This is a genomic window from Pseudarthrobacter sp. SL88 (assembly GCF_026672455.1).
Taxonomy (GTDB): domain Bacteria; phylum Actinomycetota; class Actinomycetes; order Actinomycetales; family Micrococcaceae; genus Arthrobacter.
Window position 1 is genome coordinate 3,060,117 of the sequence record NZ_JAPPRD010000001.1, and the last position, 16,945, is coordinate 3,077,061.

A 16,945-nucleotide genomic window follows, 5' to 3' on the forward strand; every position below is an offset into this window, starting at 1 on the left:
CTCCGTTTTCGAGATCGATGGAGGATCCTCTATCGAATGCTCTGGTGTTCTGCTCTGAGGCCTGGGCGTTAGGTCCGCCGCAGCCTGAGGGCAACGGCCACCTCATCAGCGGGACCACAAATCTCGGGCGTGGACAGCTGGAAGAGTGCATCCGCCAAGAAATCGCGATCCTCGGGATTCAGTGCAATATCTTCTCGGCCCTGCACTTCCTCAGCCCATGCGCAAAGATCATCTGCACTAATCTTCCCGGCCCAAAATTCATCAAGTGCATGGTCGATATCCCGAGCAAAGGCAGTGGCGAGCTCTTCCTGCGATGGCCATTTATAAGGCGACAGTCGAGCCAAGGCCTCCTGCAACGGGTACCGCAACTGGATGAGGTCATAGACCGCCTCTCGTCTTTGTTCCTGCGACACCACGTACGTTCCTCCTTCAGTCCACCAATCGCGGAAACTAATTCGAACTGACTGCAAATCATTCACGCTACCCGGCGTCCGCTTGAGGATCCATCAACGTGCCACTCGTAGCGACCTTGAAGAGTCCGCTACTTGAATGGAGCTACCAAATCCGGTGCCAGGCGTTCTTGTTTCCCTGATCGAATTAGGAACAAGATACCCGTTGGAAGTAGAACAGTGCCTGATCCCAGCATTACTGCATGAACAGGCGTCGACGGGCAGCCGGCGGAACTATCGTCTTCAGCGCATGTGACTCCAGGCTGAAGGAAGCCCACTGCGATCAGGGCTAAAGCCATACATAATGTAGCTACTCCTGTTACGCCCCAAACCCAGTTCTTCATCCGTCCATCAGACCATGCTTAGCGCCTCCATGAGACGGACAATACTCGGAGTCGTCCGTTTGGGGATCGACTTACGGACACATAGAGGCCTGCTCATGAATGCGGGCCGAAACCCAGTTCCCATTTACAGGCACCCTCGTGTGGTTCATATTCGAGGTATGCGAGTGGCCGGAATTCTCCCCTCAGACGCTCCTGACCCGCGGGCCGGATGGGCCGAGCGCCTGAAGCTGATGCCCATTCCGGTGATGGGGCTCGCGCCTCAACCATCGTTGGAGGACACCGACAGCGTTGGTGTGACCTATGGCCAAGATGATCGTGGGTACAACGAGATGACGGCGAGCATCACCTATACGCTCTGGCGAAACCCGGATGACCGCTCAGACCCGGTAAACCTCGCGGACCTCAACGAGAAGACACGCAGATCGATCGAGGAAGTTCCGCCATGGCCGCGGCCCCCTTGGCTGATCGAGTACGTGGAGCGCCTGCGTTACCCGCAACTTGAGGATGCCGTGCGAACCACCTGGCACCGCGATCCATCCGAGCGTTCTTCGGTTCGAAGCCTGTTGGTTGACCATGTCAACCACATCCTCATGAACCAGTATCGGCAAGAGCTCTGGCCGGGCAGCAACCCGTGGGACCAGCACGCCCCCACAGTTACCGGCCGGATGGTCAACAGCCAGGCCAGGAGCGTCATCAACGGAGTCGATATGCCCGGTGCAGAGGTCGATACGGACCCGTTCGTCTACGGTATCGGAGCCCAACTGGCAGGCGGCGGCGTGGTGACCGCGGTGCTTCCCCGCACTGAGCTCAAGCACATCCAAGTCCAATTCACGCCCCGGACCTAACGCTTCCATTCCAAACACAGCAACACCAAGCTTGACGTCGCCCCCTAGGGGAACCTCGTCCGTAAGCCGATCCCTCTACGAGCTGCCCCAAAGGGCCAGCTCACCTCCGGGCGTGGACACGATCAGTAATCCGTCTGGACCAGTGACGTTCCACGCTTCGTACGCCGACTCGGATTCCGGCACCACGCTCAGCCGGAAGCCGTCCTGGATGACAATTTCAAGCCGCCCGTCGTCGAAGGCTCTTGCCTCAGCAACCACCTTGGAGCGCGAGAGCGGCAGAACGGGACTGAGCTGGTCGAAGCCGCCGCCCGGTTTGACTACATGTGAAGTGCCATCGGGGTGCTCAAGAACGAAGCTCTCCTCGATGGTGATTCTGAAATGTTCGAGAACCAGAGTTACTTGGAAATCCAGGACGAGTTGCAGGATGAGTTGCCCACTCACCTCGAGAAGCCAGTAACCCTCGGATCTTTGAGCCCCGCTCATGGACGCCGGAACATATGCCACAACGGCCCCCTTCCTACTAAGCTCCACCCTAGCCCTGCCCATGGCCCGGCAGCCCAAAAACGAAGAGCGTCTCTCACGGCGTCGCGGTAGTCCAAAGGAGCGTCCGTAAGCCGATCCCAAGCGGGCGCCTAAAGCGTCCTGTGAACCACCGGCCTACGGGCGCTCTGCAAGGTGAGCGGCGATCGAATCGGTCAGCAATAGTAGGGTGCGGGGTGAACCAGACGGGCAGGCTTGTAGTCGAAGGGGGAACCGTGATCGCAGCGCTCAATCAACTCGTCGATTTCATCGACGGCCACCTCACTGAGGAGATCCCCATTGATGACTTGGTGGTCAGTCTCGGCATGACGGAGTACCACCTCCGCCGAATGTTCTCAGCTCTGGCCGGCATGCCGCTCTCCGAGTACGTCCGCAGGCGCCGCATGACGGTGGCTGCAGCAGACGTTCTCGGAACGGGCGAGCTGCTGGCAATCGCGGTGCGGTATGGCTACGGCTCGACCGAGGCTTTCAGCCGGGCATTCCGATCAGTGCACGGCGTCGGTCCGGGCGACGTGCGCCGGGACGGCGGGCCCCTTCGCACGCAACCACAGCTCAGGTTCCGCCTGACCGTAGAAGGGAACACCACGATGGACACCCGCATCGCAGATCGGCCGGCATTCCGACTCATCGGCCGTTCGACCCGTGTACCGCTTATCCACCACGGCCCGAACCCGTACATCCAGGCGCACATCGCCTCACTGCCAGCAGCAGAGCACGCCCGGCTCAAGGAATTGAGCAACACCGACCCCATGGGCCTGCTCCAGGTGAGCGCCGACGTCGACCCGGACTACACGGAGGGCAGCGAACTGACCTACCTCCATGGCGTGGCCGTCACCGAAACGACCCCGGCTCCCGAGGAGCTCGACGCGATCGAGGTCCCCGCAGGCACTTGGGCGGTGTTCCACGCCGAAGGGGCGTACCCGGAAGTTCTGCAATCCACCTGGGCCGCCACTGCCACCGATTGGTTCCCGTCCAACCCGTGGCAGCTGCGCCCGGGCCCCTCGATTGTGGCAGTCCTAGACCGCGCCGCCGACTTCAGCACAGCGAGCTGCGAATTGTGGCTCCCAGTAGAACGCGCGTGACAGACCGCCCGCCGGAAGGACAATGCCGGCGGGCGCACGGCTTACTTTCCTGCGGGGTTCGGGTGCCCGGCGAAGGATCCTCCTACGCGACAGTCGACTCTCTGCGCCACAAACGCTGGGCCTCAAATCCCTAGAGTTAGTAGACGCCCAGGGCGAGATTTGCTGGGCATACCGCCGCGGTCCTTCGGCTTATATCTCCTATCCGGGGAGCGCTCCGCCTGCAATCAGGATTCCTTCCGCCATGATCCACTGGCCCCAGGCTAAGCCAATAGCCACAGCCGGTATGAGGATGTAGGTCGCAATGCGTGAACCTTTGCCCATCTGATATGCATCGGGTTTCCTTCCCGAACGCAGGAATCCGACAAGCATAGCCGGAGCGGGAAACATCGCAACCTGCATGGGGAGCCCCTTGCCGCTCCTGTCGTACTTTCCGTCGTACGGCATCCTGGTTTCCCAGGGAACACTCGTGAATGTGTAAATGGCAATGCCGATGCAGACTGCCAGGGCGATCCATTTGACGACTTCGACCCGCCGGCAAGCTACCTTGCCCAGCCTGAGGTCCTCTTCCGTCAACCCCTCCGGAATGGCTGTTTGCTCTGCATCTGAGTTAGCGCCATCCTTCATGGTGTATTCACCGTCTTTTGGCGCAACACCCAGTGGCCGAGCTGTTCATAATTCTTCGCCCCCATGGCTCCAACCCTACCGATCGTTACAGCTGTGCGCCCGTAAGCCGATCCTCGACCGGCACTCATTCGACTGTTTCAACCGTGCTGTCAGCCTACTCGGCGCTAGGCTCAAAGTGATTAGCGCGGGGGTTCGAGACGGTATCGTCCGTGCTAATGAGCGGAGGACCGCTGATAATAGATCTGCAGACAGGACCCCGCTGGCGCCGAGACTCGCTAAACAGATAAAGCCCTCGCCGAATCTTTTTATCTTGCTCGACGAGTGGATCGCAATGCCCGGTCGGTGACAATAACAACGGCCGCCACCAGCACTCCGATGAGGAAAGCAGTTGTTGGGCCATAGATAGGCCAAAAAATGGCGAACGGGACAAATCCAGCAAGGAAAACGAGAAGCCAGCGTCCCATACGTCTGGTCCGTGGAGTCACTTGCATAAGTGGACGCTACCACGGACTTGGCGCACCATAGCGTCCCCAAATGCCAATTTCAATTACAGTCAGCCGACGCACCCTCCTGCGTCCGATAGGGGATCCCCTTCCGGGACCCACGGTGCGTCAATTAGCGTTGTGAAAGTTCCACCATCCAACGCAGATGTTCATTGTTTGTCGGGGGCAGATTGTTTGTACCGCCGTCGGAGGACCAAAGAAACTGCAATGGCGGCTAAGCAGCTAGCTAGCAGAGCGGTCCAGAAGACATATGATTCGGCTGAGAGCGGCTGCGCTAGCGAAGCCCCCAACGTTAATACGCAGAGCACCCCGACGAGGAAGCCGCCACTCATCAGGACGACGCCGGCCAACATCTGTAGATGACGCAAGCGCTCGTTAGATGGGGTCATGGCAGTCCTTATGTTTCACAGACTTAATCTAGCAACGCTGTGAAGGCTCTGTCGCCAGCAGTGTCCCTCACCAGTCGCAATGTCCGGTGAGGGATCGTCTTGGGGCACGGTGCGCCGGTGGCCCACTGGGACGACCGCGACCATAAGGGTTAGTCGGTTCGTGAGTGTTCCATAAGAAAGTCCAGGGTAGTTTGGCCGGCGAGTACAGCCGAGACATGCGCTTCACCCAAGCCGGCGTCAGCCGCGATCGCGACTGGAGATACGCCTGAGTCTTTAATGGCTCGCAGGGCCTCATCTAGTTTGCGGGCATGGTCTTGCGCGGCTAGCAGGAGGGCCTGCAGAGTAACCGCGTTTTCTCTAGCAACCGCAATCAATTCAATGTCAGGAGCCTTCCATGCTGGGTCGGCTGAAGAAACCTCGGACTCGAAAGGCTGATCACTCATGAAATCATTGTCTCTGTCGCCAGGATCGACTTTGAGGATTCGGCTTACTGTTCCGGCGAGGGTGGCCCGGTAAGGGATCGTCTTACGGAGACCCACGGTGCAGTGCCGTTATTAGTGGTGCATCACTAGCTGCCACTCCGCCGTCAGTTGCTTAGAACCAGTTCCAGACGTCTCTCATAAGCCAAACAAGTCCGTAGGCCACGAGAAATGGGGGGATGAGATAAAGGATCCACGTGCCGTGCATTCTTCGTTTAGCCATGCCAAATCCTCTCTGTAGAAAATCGCCTGCGCCGATAAGTGCGCAGAACCGGGACATCGGGGACGTTCTTCCTTAAGATCCTATCGGCGGTCTGGTGGGCGGCGTAGGTGTTCCACGGGTCACCCATCAATTGCTTGCTTGGCTCTACGGCCGCCTCAGCCCGATGATGCATGAAGCCGAGAAGAATGACCGAACACTCGGACCGATGGCCATTAGACCGGCCAGGCGTCCGGTTGGCGATCTTCATCTGCACATGTCGCCAGGGCCCACGCGGATCCCGAAGTAGGTCAATCGAAGCTGTGGAGGTACCTCTCCACATCGCCCCAAATCTCAGCATCGGTCCTGGGTGGGTAGTAGGTGCTGCCGAGCGCGTCCCACAGGTACCAAAGTTCCCAGGCTTCCTCGGCGTCCCGGTCTTCATATTCGACTTCTTGAAGGTATTTAACGGCGTCTCGGAGAACTTGGCCTTTGGTTCGCTCGCCAGCTTTCCACGTGGACAGTTCGTATGCCCAGATCAGAGGCCAGCGGTTTTCAAGTGGTACGGGCTGGAATGCGAGGTCGTTTAGGGTTGCTGTCCATAAGTCGCGTATGTCGTTAGGATCCTGGTTGTCGGCGCCAGCAAGCATGGGAAGGTTCTCCGAATCCATGCCATCTACCAGCCACTGGGCAGCAATGTCGGGAAAGGCCTTGACGTCTAGCAGTCCCGAGGCCAACAGGGCCATGGCCTGGGCAGGGGTCGGCTGCAGCTTCATCTGATCAGCTTTACATAGGTCTCGCGCGATATGAGCACGTCATGCGCCCGGCAGGGATCCCTCAGCGGGCCGCTGCAAACAAACCCACCTGCTGCTGAGCATAGGCTGGGGTCTATGCCTATGCAGTGGCTTACCCGGGAAGTGTTTGCAGGAAGTCTCTCTGTCAGGGAAGAAGAGAAGAGGGATCAGCAGTGGAGGGATGCTCGTCAGTTAGTCCGAACTCGGCTTCACTCCGGTGCAGAGCAACTTATCGAGATCAACGTCCATGACGGAGTCATCGAAAGACTTCACCAGGTCGACACTGAGACGGTCGAACTCCGCGCACTGATCGGTGACAACGAATCCGGGTACGAGTGGCTTCATGTCCGCTATCGGGGCGCCACACTGACAATCATCGAATCGGGCTTTGCAGAAATGGCCGGCCCCTTCGAACTGCTGAGAGATGAACTAACTGCCGCCGCCGATGGTAGCTTCCTGCACAGCATGATCACCGATCCCTGCGGAGAGTTCGACATCGTCTTCACCTCCGTGCAAGTGACTCGCACCCCAACAAGCCCTGACGAGCGAATGGCTCTCATGGCCAGAGCGATGCCGCTCAAATCACCGAACTGACAGCACGCGAGCTAGCGCCCGGTGCGGGATCCCTCATCGTGCGAGGAGCGCCGGGTGCCGTCCTCAGTGGATACCCTAAGAGGGCCAAAAGGAGTCCATAGCCCGTTAGTTCTTGCATTGCGGTAGGTTCCCGGGCGGCCAGCGCTTCCTGACATGGAAGGTCCTACGTTTCGACTCTTCCCCCGTCGCACTTTTGCTGATGCGGGACGGCCTCTGAATATTCTTTCGGGACCAGACCACCTAAAGTCCCGGGAAAGCGGGCCTCCATCGGGTACCTGGCGGATGGTTCAGACGCGGACCGCGCCGGCGGCCTCCGCCGACGCCCCGCCCGGGGCTTCGGCTGGCGTACCAGTGCGGGTTTCGCTCCGCTTGGCAGCCGCCGCAGCGAAGGCCATGACGGCCACGCCCGCGAGGGTGATGACAGCTCCGGCCCAAATGGGCGATGTGTACCCGAAGCCTGCCGTAATGGTGACGCCTCCCAGCCAGGCGCCCAGGGCGTTTCCCACATTGAACGCGCCGATGTTGGCGCCGGAGGCCAAGGTAGGCGCACCCGGAGCGTACTTCATGACGCGCATCTGCAGTCCGGGAACGGTGGCGAAACCGAATCCTCCCATCAGCACCAGGGAGACCACGGTCAGCACGGGGTTGGCTGCCACAAGGGCGAATGCCACCAGGACCACAGCCAGGACGGCGAGCACCACCAGCAGGGTGCGGTCCACGTTCCGGTCTGCCGCTTTGCCGCCAAGGGTGTTGCCGGCGAACAGCCCCACGCCAAACACGATCAGGAGCCACGGGACGGTTGAGGCGGCGAATCCCGACACTTCTGTGAGGGTGTAAGCAATGTACGTGAACGCGCCGAACATGCCGCCGAAACCCAGGACCGTCACCACGATGGACAGCCACACCTGGCCGGAGCGGAACGCGCCAAGCTCTGAACGCAGGCTTCCGCCGGCTTCAGCTGCACCGGCCTGCCGGGGCACCAGCGCCAGGATGCCGGCGAGCGCCGCCACGCCGATCACGGTGATGGCCCAGAAGGTGGCCCGCCAACCAGCGGCCTGGCCCAGCAGCGTGCCGAACGGTACACCCAGGACGTTGGCGGCGGTGAGCCCGGTGAACATCAGGGCGATGGCACCTGCCTTCTTGCTGGGCGGCACCATGCCTGCTGCTACCACCGCCCCGATGCCGAAGAAGGCACCATGCGCGAGTGCGGCGATGACCCGCCCCAGCATCATGGGCCAGTAGTCAGCAGCCGTTGCGGACAGCAGGTTCCCGGCAATGAACAGCACCAGCAGGCCGGCCAGGACGGGTTTGCGCTCCAGTCTGGTCACGGCCGCCGTCAATCCCAGGGCGCCCACCACCACGGCGAGCGCGTAGCCCGAGATGAACCATCCGGCGGACGCCTCGCTCACCCCGAAGTCGGCGGCAACGTCAGGCAGGAGGCCCGCGATAACGAATTCGGTAAGTCCAATGCCAAACCCTCCAAGGGCGAGGGCGATCAGGCCAACAGGCATGGTGATGCTCCTTTGAGCTGTTCTGGTTGTTCTGAGGGGAAATGGCGCCTAAAATAGTTGCAGGCGCGGTATTTATTGTTGCACATGCAAATATACCGCGCAAGCAACTATTTCTATATCGCTGGCAGCGGTCCTCCGCAGCGGCTTAACGGAAGGAGTATCCATGGGCATCAAGGACGACGCCGTCGAGGTCCGCGCGCAGGGCTGGCGCACCCTGGCGGCCCTGCATGGCCTGATCGAGGGCGAGCTGGAACGGTCCCTTCAGGCGGAGTCCCAACTGTCCGTGGTGGAGTACACCGTCCTGGACGCCTTGAACCGCCAGGACGGCTGGCACATGCGCATGCAGCAGCTGGCCCGCGCCACGGCCCTCAGCCCCAGTGCCACCACCCGCCTGGTGAACCGGCTCGAGGACCGGGGCCTGCTGACCAGGATCCTCTGCGACGACGACCGGAGGGGCATCTACACCGAGCTCACCCCCAGCGGAAACACGCTGCTTGCCGAAGCCCGCCCGGTCCACGACGCCACGCTGGAACGTGCGCTTGAACAGGCGCAGGCGCTGCCGGAACTTGCACCCCTGGTGGGTGCGCTGCCCACGCTTCACGTTCCGGCGTAGTCACGGCCCAACCTTCCAGCACCAACAGAAGATGCCCCTCCGGGAATCACCGGAGGGGCATCACCTGTTGTGGGGCAACGATAGGCGGCCGGGCTAGTTCGCCTTGCCGGCGGCGGCCCCGGGCTTCTGCCCGGCTACGTTCTTGAAGTAGTGCTCCAGGTCCTCGAGGCTCTTGTCCTTGGTCTCCGGGACGTACTTCGCGGCAAATGCGATGGCACCCACACCCAGTACGGCGAAAACAAAGAACGTGTTGGACAGCCCGATGGCCGCAAGGAGCTGCGGGAAGCCAAAGCCCACCAGGAAGTTGACGATCCACAGCAGGAACGCAGACGCGCCCATGCCCAGGCCGCGGATCTTCAGCGGGAAGATCTCGGACAGCATCAGCCAGGTGACCGGTGAGATGGCGCCCTGTTGGAAGGCCAGGAACGTCACGGTAAGCGCCAGGATGACGAAACCCCGGACGGAGCCCTCCGGCAGGATCAGTGAGAAGAACCCGATCAGCAGCAGCGCCGTCGTGGTGCCTGCCTGTCCGGTGATCAGCATCCTGCGGCGCCCCACTTTGCCCAGCAGCCAGATGCCTACGAAAGTGGCCAGCACCGAGATGACGCCGTTGGCAATGTTGGCGGTCAGTGCCGCTTCGCGGCCGAAGCCCGACTCCGACAGGATCTGGGTGCCGTAGTACATGATCGAGTTGACGCCGGTGATCTGCTGGATCACCGCCAGGCCCAGCCCCACGAAGAAAATCCGGCGGAGCCACGGAATGCCGAGGTCCTTCCAGGTGCCCATCTTGGACTTGTAGTCCTCCACGGCCATGGCTTTGACTTCCTCGAACTCCTTCCGGGCCTCCTCCTGGGACCGGATCCGCTGCAGCACGCTGAGTGTTTCGCCGAAGCTGCCCATCGAAGCGAGCCAGCGGGGGCTCTCGGGCATGAAGTTCATCCCGATCCACAGCGCGATGGCAGGAAGGGTGGCGATCACCAGCATCCAGCGCCAGATGCCGCCGGCCTCGCCGAAGGTGTTGCCGAGGTAGGCATTGAAGATAAAGGCCAGCAGCTGGCCGGTGACGATCATCAGCTCGTTCTGCGTGACGATCCGCCCGCGCCGGTCGCTCGGTGACACTTCCGCAAGGTACACCGGAACCGTCACGGAGGCACCGCCCACGGCCAGGCCCAGTACGAACCTCGCAGCGATCATCACTTCAGTGGTCGGCGAAAAGGTGCAGGCGAGCGTGCCGGCGAGGAAGATGACGGCCAGGACCATGATCATCTTGCGGCGGCCGTTGCGGTCGGCCAGCCGGCCGCCGAACAGTGCACCGAAGGCCGCACCGAACAGCAGCGAGGATGTCACCAGGCCCTCTGTGAGCGGCGTCAGGCCGAGGTCCTCCTGCATGTACGGCAGCGCGCCGTTGATCACGCCGGTGTCGTAGCCGAACAGCAGGCCGCCGAACGTAGAGATGATGGTGACTGTCCGGAGCGCCTTCTTGTGGTTCCCGGGCTTGGTTTCCGTATGCGCAGGCACACTCATACGCTGACCTTCTGGACGTACTGCTGGATGGTGTCCAGTTGGTACCGGGACACCTCGTCTGCGTTGTCGTCCTCGGCGAAGACGCTGGAAACCATCACGGTGTCCTCGCGGTCCAGGAAGCCGATTTCCTTCAGTCCGCCGAAGAACTCGTCCCAGTTCACGTCGCCGTCGCCAACCTTCAGGTGCTGGTGGACGCGGACCGGGTTGCCCGGCGGGTTGGTGATGTAGCGCAGGCCGTGCGAGGCGTGGTGGTCCATGGTGTCGGCCACGTGGACCAGGCGCAGCTTGTCCCCCGCCGCGCGCATGATCTCAAGCGGCTGGTTCTTCATGTGGAAGCTGTGCGAGGCCACGTAGACCATGCCCACGTTCTTCGAGTTCACGCCCCGGATCACGCGGATGGCCGCCAGGCCCTCTTCCACGAAGTCGTCGGGGTGGGGGTCGATCAGCAGGTCGATGCCCTCACGTTCGATGATGGGCAGCAGTTCCTCCATGGACCGGTAGAAAGCCCGCTCGGATTCCTCGGCCTTTTCGGGCCGGCCGCTGAACTCCGTGTTCATGGTGCTGACGCCCAGGTCCACAGCAATCTGGATGGCTCGCTTCCAGTACCGGACCGCCGCTTCACGGGCGTCCTCGTCCGGTCCGGACCAGCGGAGCACCGGGAGAATGGACGCGATTTCGATCCCGGCGTCCTTGCAGGCCTTGCCCAGCTGGCCAACGAGCTCATCGTCGGCCTTGGGGTGGTTGTAGAACGGGATGAAGTCCGCGTGCGGGGTCATCTGCATGTACTTGTAGCCAAGGTCCGCCACCACCCGCGGAAACTCCAGGAGGCTGTGCGAGTGGTGGTACGGGGTGGGGTCAAGTGCGATTTTCACGTAAACACTCCATTGTGGATCAGGAAGGCCGGAAAGGTGGAACTAGCTGTAGAGGTCCGGCTTGGCGGCCAGCTTCACTGCCACCTTCTCGCCGTTCTTCTGCGCTTCGACGCCGGCTTCGCAGCACGCTGCGGTGGCGTACCCGTCCCAGGCGGAGGGGCCGCCGATTTCGCCCCTAAGTGCCGCGTCCACCCAAGACTGGATTTCGACGTCGTACGCCGCACCGAAGCGCTCCTCGAACCCGGGCGTGACGTTGCCGCCCCAGCGGCCGGCGCTGCGGGTGTAGGGGCCCTTGTCACCGCCGATGCTGACGACGCCCTCCTCGAAGGACGCCTGGGTAGCCACTTCGTAGCCGTACTTTGCGTTGACGTAGATTTCGACGTCGGCCAGGACACCGGACTCCGTTTCGATCAGGACGTGCTGGGGGTCGTGCTGGCCGGCCGGGGCGTTCTTCGTGGCCTTGCCGAGGCGGACCTGGATAGAGGTGATTTCCTCGCCGGTGAAGAACCGGATGGCGTCAAACTCGTGGACCACGGAGTCATTGATCAGCATCTCGTTGGTGAAGCCTGCCGGGGTGGTGGGGTTGCGGTGCTGATGGTGGAGCATCAGCAGTTCGCCGAGTTCCTGGTTCCGGATGATGGAGCCAAGGGCGGCGTACTCGGCGTCGAAGCGGCGCATGAAGCCCACCTGGATGCGCTTGCGGCCCAAGGCCACCTCAGCCTCGACGATTTTCAGCGAGGACTCTGCATCCGGGGTCAGCGGCTTTTCGCAGAGGATGGGGATGTCCTTGGCGATGGCCTTGAAAAGGATGTCCTCGTGCAGGAAGCCGGGGGTGGCGATGAGGACGGCGTTGACGTCGCCGTTGTTGAGCGCTTCCTCGGCGTCAGCGAGGGCCACAGCGCCCGGGATGCCTTCGATGGCGGCCTCGGCACGGGCGAGGTCAACGTCGACGACGGCGGCCACTTCGGCGCCGTGGATTCGCTGGTGGAGCCGCTGGATGTGGTCGGCGCCCATGCGCCCGGCACCGATGACGGCGACGCGGAGGGTTTCAGTCATTATTCTGTCCTTTGGGATCTGGAGGGAGTGGGCTGTGCTGGTCCGTCAGCTGACGGCGGTGCGGGAACCGCAGGACAGCAGGTAGTTACGGGTGCGCTTGGCGATCGGCATGGGGACGTCGAAGGCCACCGGGTACATGTCCTGCTCCACGATCCCGAAGATGGGGCGGTTCAGTGCCTCCACTGCTTCGATGACGGCGCGCAGGTCGGGCAGCCCGTTTGGCGGCTCGGTCATCACGCCGGCGAGGTTGGCTGCGGCCCAGGTCATGTTTTCCTCGTTGACCTTCTTGAGGATGTCCGGGTTGATCTGCTTCAGGTGCAGGTAGCCGATGCGGTCCGGGTAGTTCTTGATCAGTTCCAAGCTGGAAGCACCGCAGTATTCGGCGTGGCCGGTGTCCAGGCACAGGTTCAGGTACTTCGAATCCGTTGCGGCGAGCAAGGTTTCGATGTCCGCTTGTGCGCCCACGTGCGAGTCTGCGTGCGAGTGGAACTGCTGCTGCAGGCCAAAGTCCTCCAACAGGGTCTTGCCCAGCCGGTTGTGCCCTGCGAACAAGTCGCTCCAGGCCTTCTCTGTGAGCTGGCCGCTTTCCACGGCTTCGCCGGTGACGTCGTCCCGCCACATGGCCGGAATGACCACGATGTGCTCGCCACCCATTGCGGCGGTGAGTTCGGCCACCTTGCGGGCCGGTTCCCAGGCGGTCTCCCACTGGTCAAGGCCGCGGTGGAAGGCCGTGAATACGGTACCGGCGGTGACTTTGAGGTCGCGCTGCTTCAGTTCCTCGGCCAGGCGGGCGGGATCGTTGGGCAGGTAGCCATAGGGGCCCAGTTCGATCCATTTGTAGCCGGACTCGGCCACCTCGTCGAGGAAGCGCTCCCACGGGGTCTGCTGGGGGTCGTCGGCGAACCAGACGCCCCAGGAGTCCGGTGCGGTGCCGATGATCAGCTTGTTCTCAGTCATGACAGCGTTGTCTCTCTCTTGTGTCAGTTGGAGGGGAAGTTGTAGGAGGCGCCGGAGGCGTGATGGGTTTCGGGCCAGCGGGAGGTGATGACCTTGCCGCGGGTGTAGAAGGATACGCCTTCGGGGCCGTAGATGTGCTTGTCGCCGAAGAGGGAAGCCTTCCAGCCGCCGAAGGAGTGGTAAGCCACCGGGACGGGCAGGGGCACGTTGATGCCGATCATGCCCACCGTGACGGAGCGCTGGAACTTGCGGGCGGCGGCGCCGGAGGAGGTGAAGATGGCGGTGCCGTTGCCGTAGGGGTTGGCGTTGATCAGGGCGATGCCGTCTTCGAGGGTGTCGACGCGGACCACGACGAGGACGGGGCCGAAGATTTCCTCCTGGTAGGCGGTCATTTCGGTTTTGACGTGATCCAGGACGGTGGGGCCCACCCAGAAGCCGTCTTCGTGGCCGGGGACCACGAGGTCGCGGCCGTCAACCACCATGGCGGCGCCGGCAGTCTCGGCTTCGGTGACGATCCGCAGGATGCGTTCCTTGGAGGCGGGCGTGATCACCGGGCCCATTTCGGCGTCGGGTTCTGTGCCGTTGTTGACCTTGACGGCTTCGGCACGTTCCTGGACCTTGGCGACGAGGGCATCGGCGGCGTCCCCGACGGCGACAGCGACGGAGATGGCCATGCAGCGTTCGCCGGCGGAACCGAAGGCGGCGGCGGCCAGGTGGTCGGCGGCGTTGTCGAGGTCGGCGTCGGGCAGGATGATGGCGTGGTTCTTCGCCCCGCCCAGGGCCTGGACGCGCTTGCCGTGCTTGGTGGCGGTTTCGTGGACATACTGGGCGATCGGCGTCGAACCAACAAAGCTGATGCCGTCCACGTCCGGGTGGGTCAGCAGCCCGTCCACGGTTTCCTTGTCACCGTGCAGGACCTGGAACACACCGTCCGGGAGGCCGGCTTCCTTCCAGAGTTTGGCGAGCAGCAGGGAAGCGGAGGGGTCGCGTTCGGAGGGCTTGAGGATGAACGCGTTGCCGGTGGCGATGGCCATCGGCGCCATCCACAGCGGCACCATGACGGGGAAGTTGAACGGAGTAATGCCGGCCACCACGCCGAGGGGTTCGCGGAAGGAGAACACATCGATGCCGGTGGAGACCTGGTCCGAGTAGTCGCCCTTGAGGAGGGTGGGGACGCCGCAGGCGTATTCGATAACTTCGAGGCCGCGGCCGATTTCGCCCTTGGCGTCGGAGAGGACCTTGCCGTGCTCGGCGGTGATCAGCTCGGCAAGGTCGTCCACATGGGCGGCGACGAGTTCACGGAACTTGAACAGAACAGCCGTGCGCTTGGCCAGGGAAATATCGCCCCAGGTATCGGCAGCGGCGCGTGCGGCCGCGACGGTGGCGTCCAGGTCGGCGCGGTTGGCCAGGCGCAGCTCAGCGGAGACCTGGCCGGTGGCCGGGTTGTAGACCGGGGTGGTGCGGTCCCCCTCGCCGGCGGTTTCAGCGCCGTTGATGAAGTGGTTGATGACGGTGGTTTCAGTGGTGGTGGCAGTCATGGGACTCTTCCTTGAGTGGTTCGAAGGGGATGGAGGTACAGGGTCAGCCGAGCAGTTTGCGCTGACGGGACTTGTGGTCGGTGTAGGTCTGGAAGGCCTGCTGGGTGGAATCCAGTTCGGACACCTGGGAGACGGGGACATCCCACCACGATTCCGACGACGGCGCGTCCAGCAGGGGGTCGGATTCGACGTGGATCAGGATGGGCCCGGTTCCTTCCGGGGCAGCCTTCGCGTCCCGGACGGCCTGTTCGAGTTCGGCGATGACCTTCTCGCCCGGTTCGATCCGGATGACCTTCACACCAAGGGACTCGGCGTTAAGGGCCAGGTCCACGGGCAGGGTCTCCCCCGCGTCGAAGCTGTGCTGTTCTTCGTTCAGTGCCCGGTACTGGGTGCCGAAGCGCTGCGAGCCGAGCGATTCGGAGAGCGAGCCGATCGATGCGTAGCCGTGGTTCTGGATCAGCACCACGATCAGTTTGATGCGTTCGGCGACGGCGGTGACCAGTTCGGTGTGCATCATCAGGTAGGAACCGTCGCCCACCATCACGACGACGTCGCGCACCTCAGCCGCGCCGGTCCCGGCGGGGCCGCCTGCCGCCGTCGTGCTCGCCGCTTCGGCGAGGGCTGCGCGCTTGACTCCGAGGCCGCCGGGGATTTCGTAGCCCATGCAGGAGTAGGCGTATTCGACGTGGTAGCCGAACGGATCGCGGACGCGCCACATCTTGTGCAGGTCACCGGGCAGGGACCCGGCAGCGCAAATCACGACGTCGCGGGCGTCCATGGCTTTGTTGGTGGCGCCGATGATCGCGTTCTGGCTCACCAGCGGCGCGTAGTCCTGGGCGAAGGCCTCGTCGACCGTGGCGTCCCAGCGCTTCTTCTCGGAGGCAATCTGCTGTTCGAGGTCGGCGCCGATCCGGTATCCGCCCAGGGCCGCGTTGAGCTTGACCAGTGCCTTGCGGGCGTCGGCGACGATCGGCAGCGTAGTGCCGTGCTTGTACGCGTCGATCGGGGCGACGTTGATGTTGACGAAGCGCACGTCCGGGTTCTGGAAAGCTGTCCGGGACGCGGTGGTGAAGTCCTCGTAGCGGGTGCCGATACCGATGATCAGGTCCGCCTCGGCTGCGATGGCGTTCGCCGCCGTCGTGCCGGTGGAACCGATCGCGCCGAGGGACTGGGCGTGGTCCCAGGGCAGGACGCCGACGCCGGCCTGCGTGTTGCCCACCGGAATGCCGGTGAGCTCGGCGAACTTCGCCAGTTCGTCGTTGGCGTAGGCGTAGAGGACGCCGCCGCCGGCAATGATCAGCGGACGTTTCGCGGAGCGGATCGCTGCGACGGCGCGGGCGATGTCTTCAGCATCAGCGTCGGGGCGGCGGACCCGCCACTCCCGTTCGGCCAGGAACTCCCCGGGGACATCGAAGGCCTCAGCCTGGACGTCCTGCGGCAGGGAAATGGTCACCGCGCCGGTCTCGGCCGGGTCGGTGAGGACGCGCAGGCCGTGGTGGAAGGCGGAGAACAGCTGCTCGGGCCGGTTGACCCGGTCGAAGAACTTCGACAACGGCCGGAACGCATCATTGACCGTGATGTCGTACGCGTAGGGCTGCTCCAGCTGCTGGAGGACCGGGTCAGCGGCCCGCATGGCGAACGTGTCACTGGGCAGCAACAGCACGGGCAGGCGGTTGGTGGTGGCCAACGCGGCACCGGTCAGCAGGTTCGAGGAACCGGGGCCGATGGAGGTGCTGATCGCATAGGTCTGGCGGCGGCGGGTGTGCCGGGCGTAGCCGACGGCCTGGTGGACCTGGGCCTGTTCGTTCCGGCCCTGGTAGTACGGCATGACGGCCGGGTCCAGCTGCTGGTACTGCTTCAGCGCCTGGCCCACACCGGCCACGTTGCCGTGCCCGAAGATCCCGAACGTGCCCGGGATGAGCCGCTCGCGGTACTCCACCCCGTTGATGGAGTCAACGGTGTACTGCTTGGAAAGGTATTCGACGACGGCCTGGGCCACCGTCATCCTGCGCGTAGTTGTGCCCATGGCGGT

16 protein-coding genes are annotated in these 16,945 nt (G+C 62.9%); 4 read left to right on the forward strand and 12 right to left on the reverse strand.

Annotated features, from left to right (window positions below; genetic code table 11):
• Nucleotides 1-68 precede the first annotated feature (68 nt).
• A complete protein-coding gene (locus tag OVA06_RS13805) occupies nt 69-416 on the reverse strand; it encodes a hypothetical protein (protein WP_268159065.1) in 348 nt (115 codons plus the stop codon).
• Nucleotides 417-951: 535 nt separating this feature from the next.
• Here OVA06_RS13805 and OVA06_RS13810 point away from each other — a divergent pair.
• Nucleotides 952-1,638, forward strand: coding sequence for a hypothetical protein (locus tag OVA06_RS13810; RefSeq protein WP_268160799.1), 687 nt, complete (start codon nt 952-954; stop codon nt 1,636-1,638).
• 75 nt (nt 1,639-1,713) lie between these two features.
• Here OVA06_RS13810 and OVA06_RS13815 read toward each other — a convergent pair whose 3' ends face one another.
• The gene (locus tag OVA06_RS13815; protein ID WP_268159067.1) at nt 1,714-2,079 is read right to left on the reverse strand and encodes a DUF6188 family protein; all 366 of its coding nucleotides are present in this window, start codon (nt 2,077-2,079) and stop codon (nt 1,714-1,716) included.
• Between the two features lie 314 nt (nt 2,080-2,393).
• On the opposite strand from OVA06_RS13815, the gene OVA06_RS13820 reads away from it, so the two are divergent.
• Complete coding sequence (locus OVA06_RS13820) at nt 2,394-3,260, forward strand: AraC family transcriptional regulator (protein WP_268159069.1); 867 nt, start codon at nt 2,394-2,396, stop codon at nt 3,258-3,260.
• Between the two features lie 198 nt (nt 3,261-3,458).
• On the opposite strand, the gene OVA06_RS13825 is transcribed toward OVA06_RS13820, so the two are convergent.
• The 3 genes from OVA06_RS13825 to OVA06_RS13835 all read right to left on the reverse strand — a co-directional run bounded on the left by OVA06_RS13825 (nt 3,459) and on the right by OVA06_RS13835 (nt 6,230).
• Complete coding sequence (locus OVA06_RS13825) at nt 3,459-3,884, reverse strand: hypothetical protein (RefSeq protein WP_268159071.1); 426 nt, start codon at nt 3,882-3,884, stop codon at nt 3,459-3,461.
• Nucleotides 3,885-4,925: 1,041 nt separating this feature from the next.
• Nucleotides 4,926-5,219 carry a hypothetical protein gene (locus OVA06_RS13830; RefSeq protein ID WP_268159073.1) on the reverse strand — a complete coding sequence of 98 codons (294 nt, stop codon included), beginning with the start codon at nt 5,217-5,219 and terminating at the stop codon, nt 4,926-4,928.
• Between the two features lie 546 nt (nt 5,220-5,765).
• Nucleotides 5,766-6,230 carry a hypothetical protein gene (locus tag OVA06_RS13835; RefSeq protein WP_268159075.1) on the reverse strand — a complete coding sequence of 155 codons (465 nt, stop codon included), beginning with the start codon at nt 6,228-6,230 and terminating at the stop codon, nt 5,766-5,768.
• 120 nt (nt 6,231-6,350) lie between these two features.
• Here OVA06_RS13835 and OVA06_RS13840 point away from each other — a divergent pair, with 120 nt between their 5' ends.
• Nucleotides 6,351-6,842 carry a hypothetical protein gene (locus tag OVA06_RS13840; protein WP_268159077.1) on the forward strand — a complete coding sequence of 164 codons (492 nt, stop codon included), beginning with the start codon at nt 6,351-6,353 and terminating at the stop codon, nt 6,840-6,842.
• A 287-nt stretch (nt 6,843-7,129) separates the two neighbouring features.
• Here the strand turns inward: OVA06_RS13840 and OVA06_RS13845 are convergent, their stop codons facing one another.
• Complete coding sequence (locus OVA06_RS13845) at nt 7,130-8,353, reverse strand: MFS transporter (RefSeq protein ID WP_268159079.1); 1,224 nt, start codon at nt 8,351-8,353, stop codon at nt 7,130-7,132.
• Between the two features lie 163 nt (nt 8,354-8,516).
• Between OVA06_RS13845 and OVA06_RS13850 the strand changes: the two genes are divergently transcribed.
• Nucleotides 8,517-8,966, forward strand: coding sequence for a MarR family winged helix-turn-helix transcriptional regulator (locus tag OVA06_RS13850; protein WP_268159081.1), 450 nt, complete (start codon nt 8,517-8,519; stop codon nt 8,964-8,966).
• 93 nt (nt 8,967-9,059) lie between these two features.
• Here OVA06_RS13850 and OVA06_RS13855 read toward each other — a convergent pair whose 3' ends face one another.
• From OVA06_RS13855 to iolD, 6 genes are read right to left on the reverse strand one after another with little or no spacing between them, the layout of a single operon-like run.
• Complete coding sequence (locus OVA06_RS13855) at nt 9,060-10,490, reverse strand: sugar porter family MFS transporter (protein WP_268159083.1); 1,431 nt, start codon at nt 10,488-10,490, stop codon at nt 9,060-9,062.
• The gene (locus OVA06_RS13860) at nt 10,487-11,362 is read right to left on the reverse strand and encodes a sugar phosphate isomerase/epimerase family protein (protein ID WP_056083847.1); all 876 of its coding nucleotides are present in this window, start codon (nt 11,360-11,362) and stop codon (nt 10,487-10,489) included. Before OVA06_RS13860 ends, OVA06_RS13855 begins: the two co-directional genes overlap by 4 nt.
• Before the next feature lie 42 nt (nt 11,363-11,404).
• Nucleotides 11,405-12,418 (reverse strand): Gfo/Idh/MocA family protein, encoded by a 1,014-nt coding sequence (locus OVA06_RS13865; RefSeq protein WP_056083844.1) that lies wholly within the window; start codon nt 12,416-12,418, stop codon nt 11,405-11,407.
• Between the two features lie 45 nt (nt 12,419-12,463).
• On the reverse strand, nt 12,464-13,375 hold the full coding sequence (locus OVA06_RS13870; protein WP_056083841.1) for a sugar phosphate isomerase/epimerase family protein: 912 nt from the start codon (nt 13,373-13,375) through the stop codon (nt 12,464-12,466).
• 23 nt (nt 13,376-13,398) lie between these two features.
• Nucleotides 13,399-14,913, reverse strand: coding sequence for a CoA-acylating methylmalonate-semialdehyde dehydrogenase (locus tag OVA06_RS13875; protein WP_268159088.1), 1,515 nt, complete (start codon nt 14,911-14,913; stop codon nt 13,399-13,401).
• Between the two features lie 43 nt (nt 14,914-14,956).
• Nucleotides 14,957-16,939: a 3D-(3,5/4)-trihydroxycyclohexane-1,2-dione acylhydrolase (decyclizing) gene (iolD, locus tag OVA06_RS13880; RefSeq protein WP_268159090.1), complete on the reverse strand. Its 1,983-nt coding sequence runs from the start codon at nt 16,937-16,939 to the stop codon at nt 14,957-14,959.
• Between the last annotated feature and the right edge of the window lie 6 nt (nt 16,940-16,945).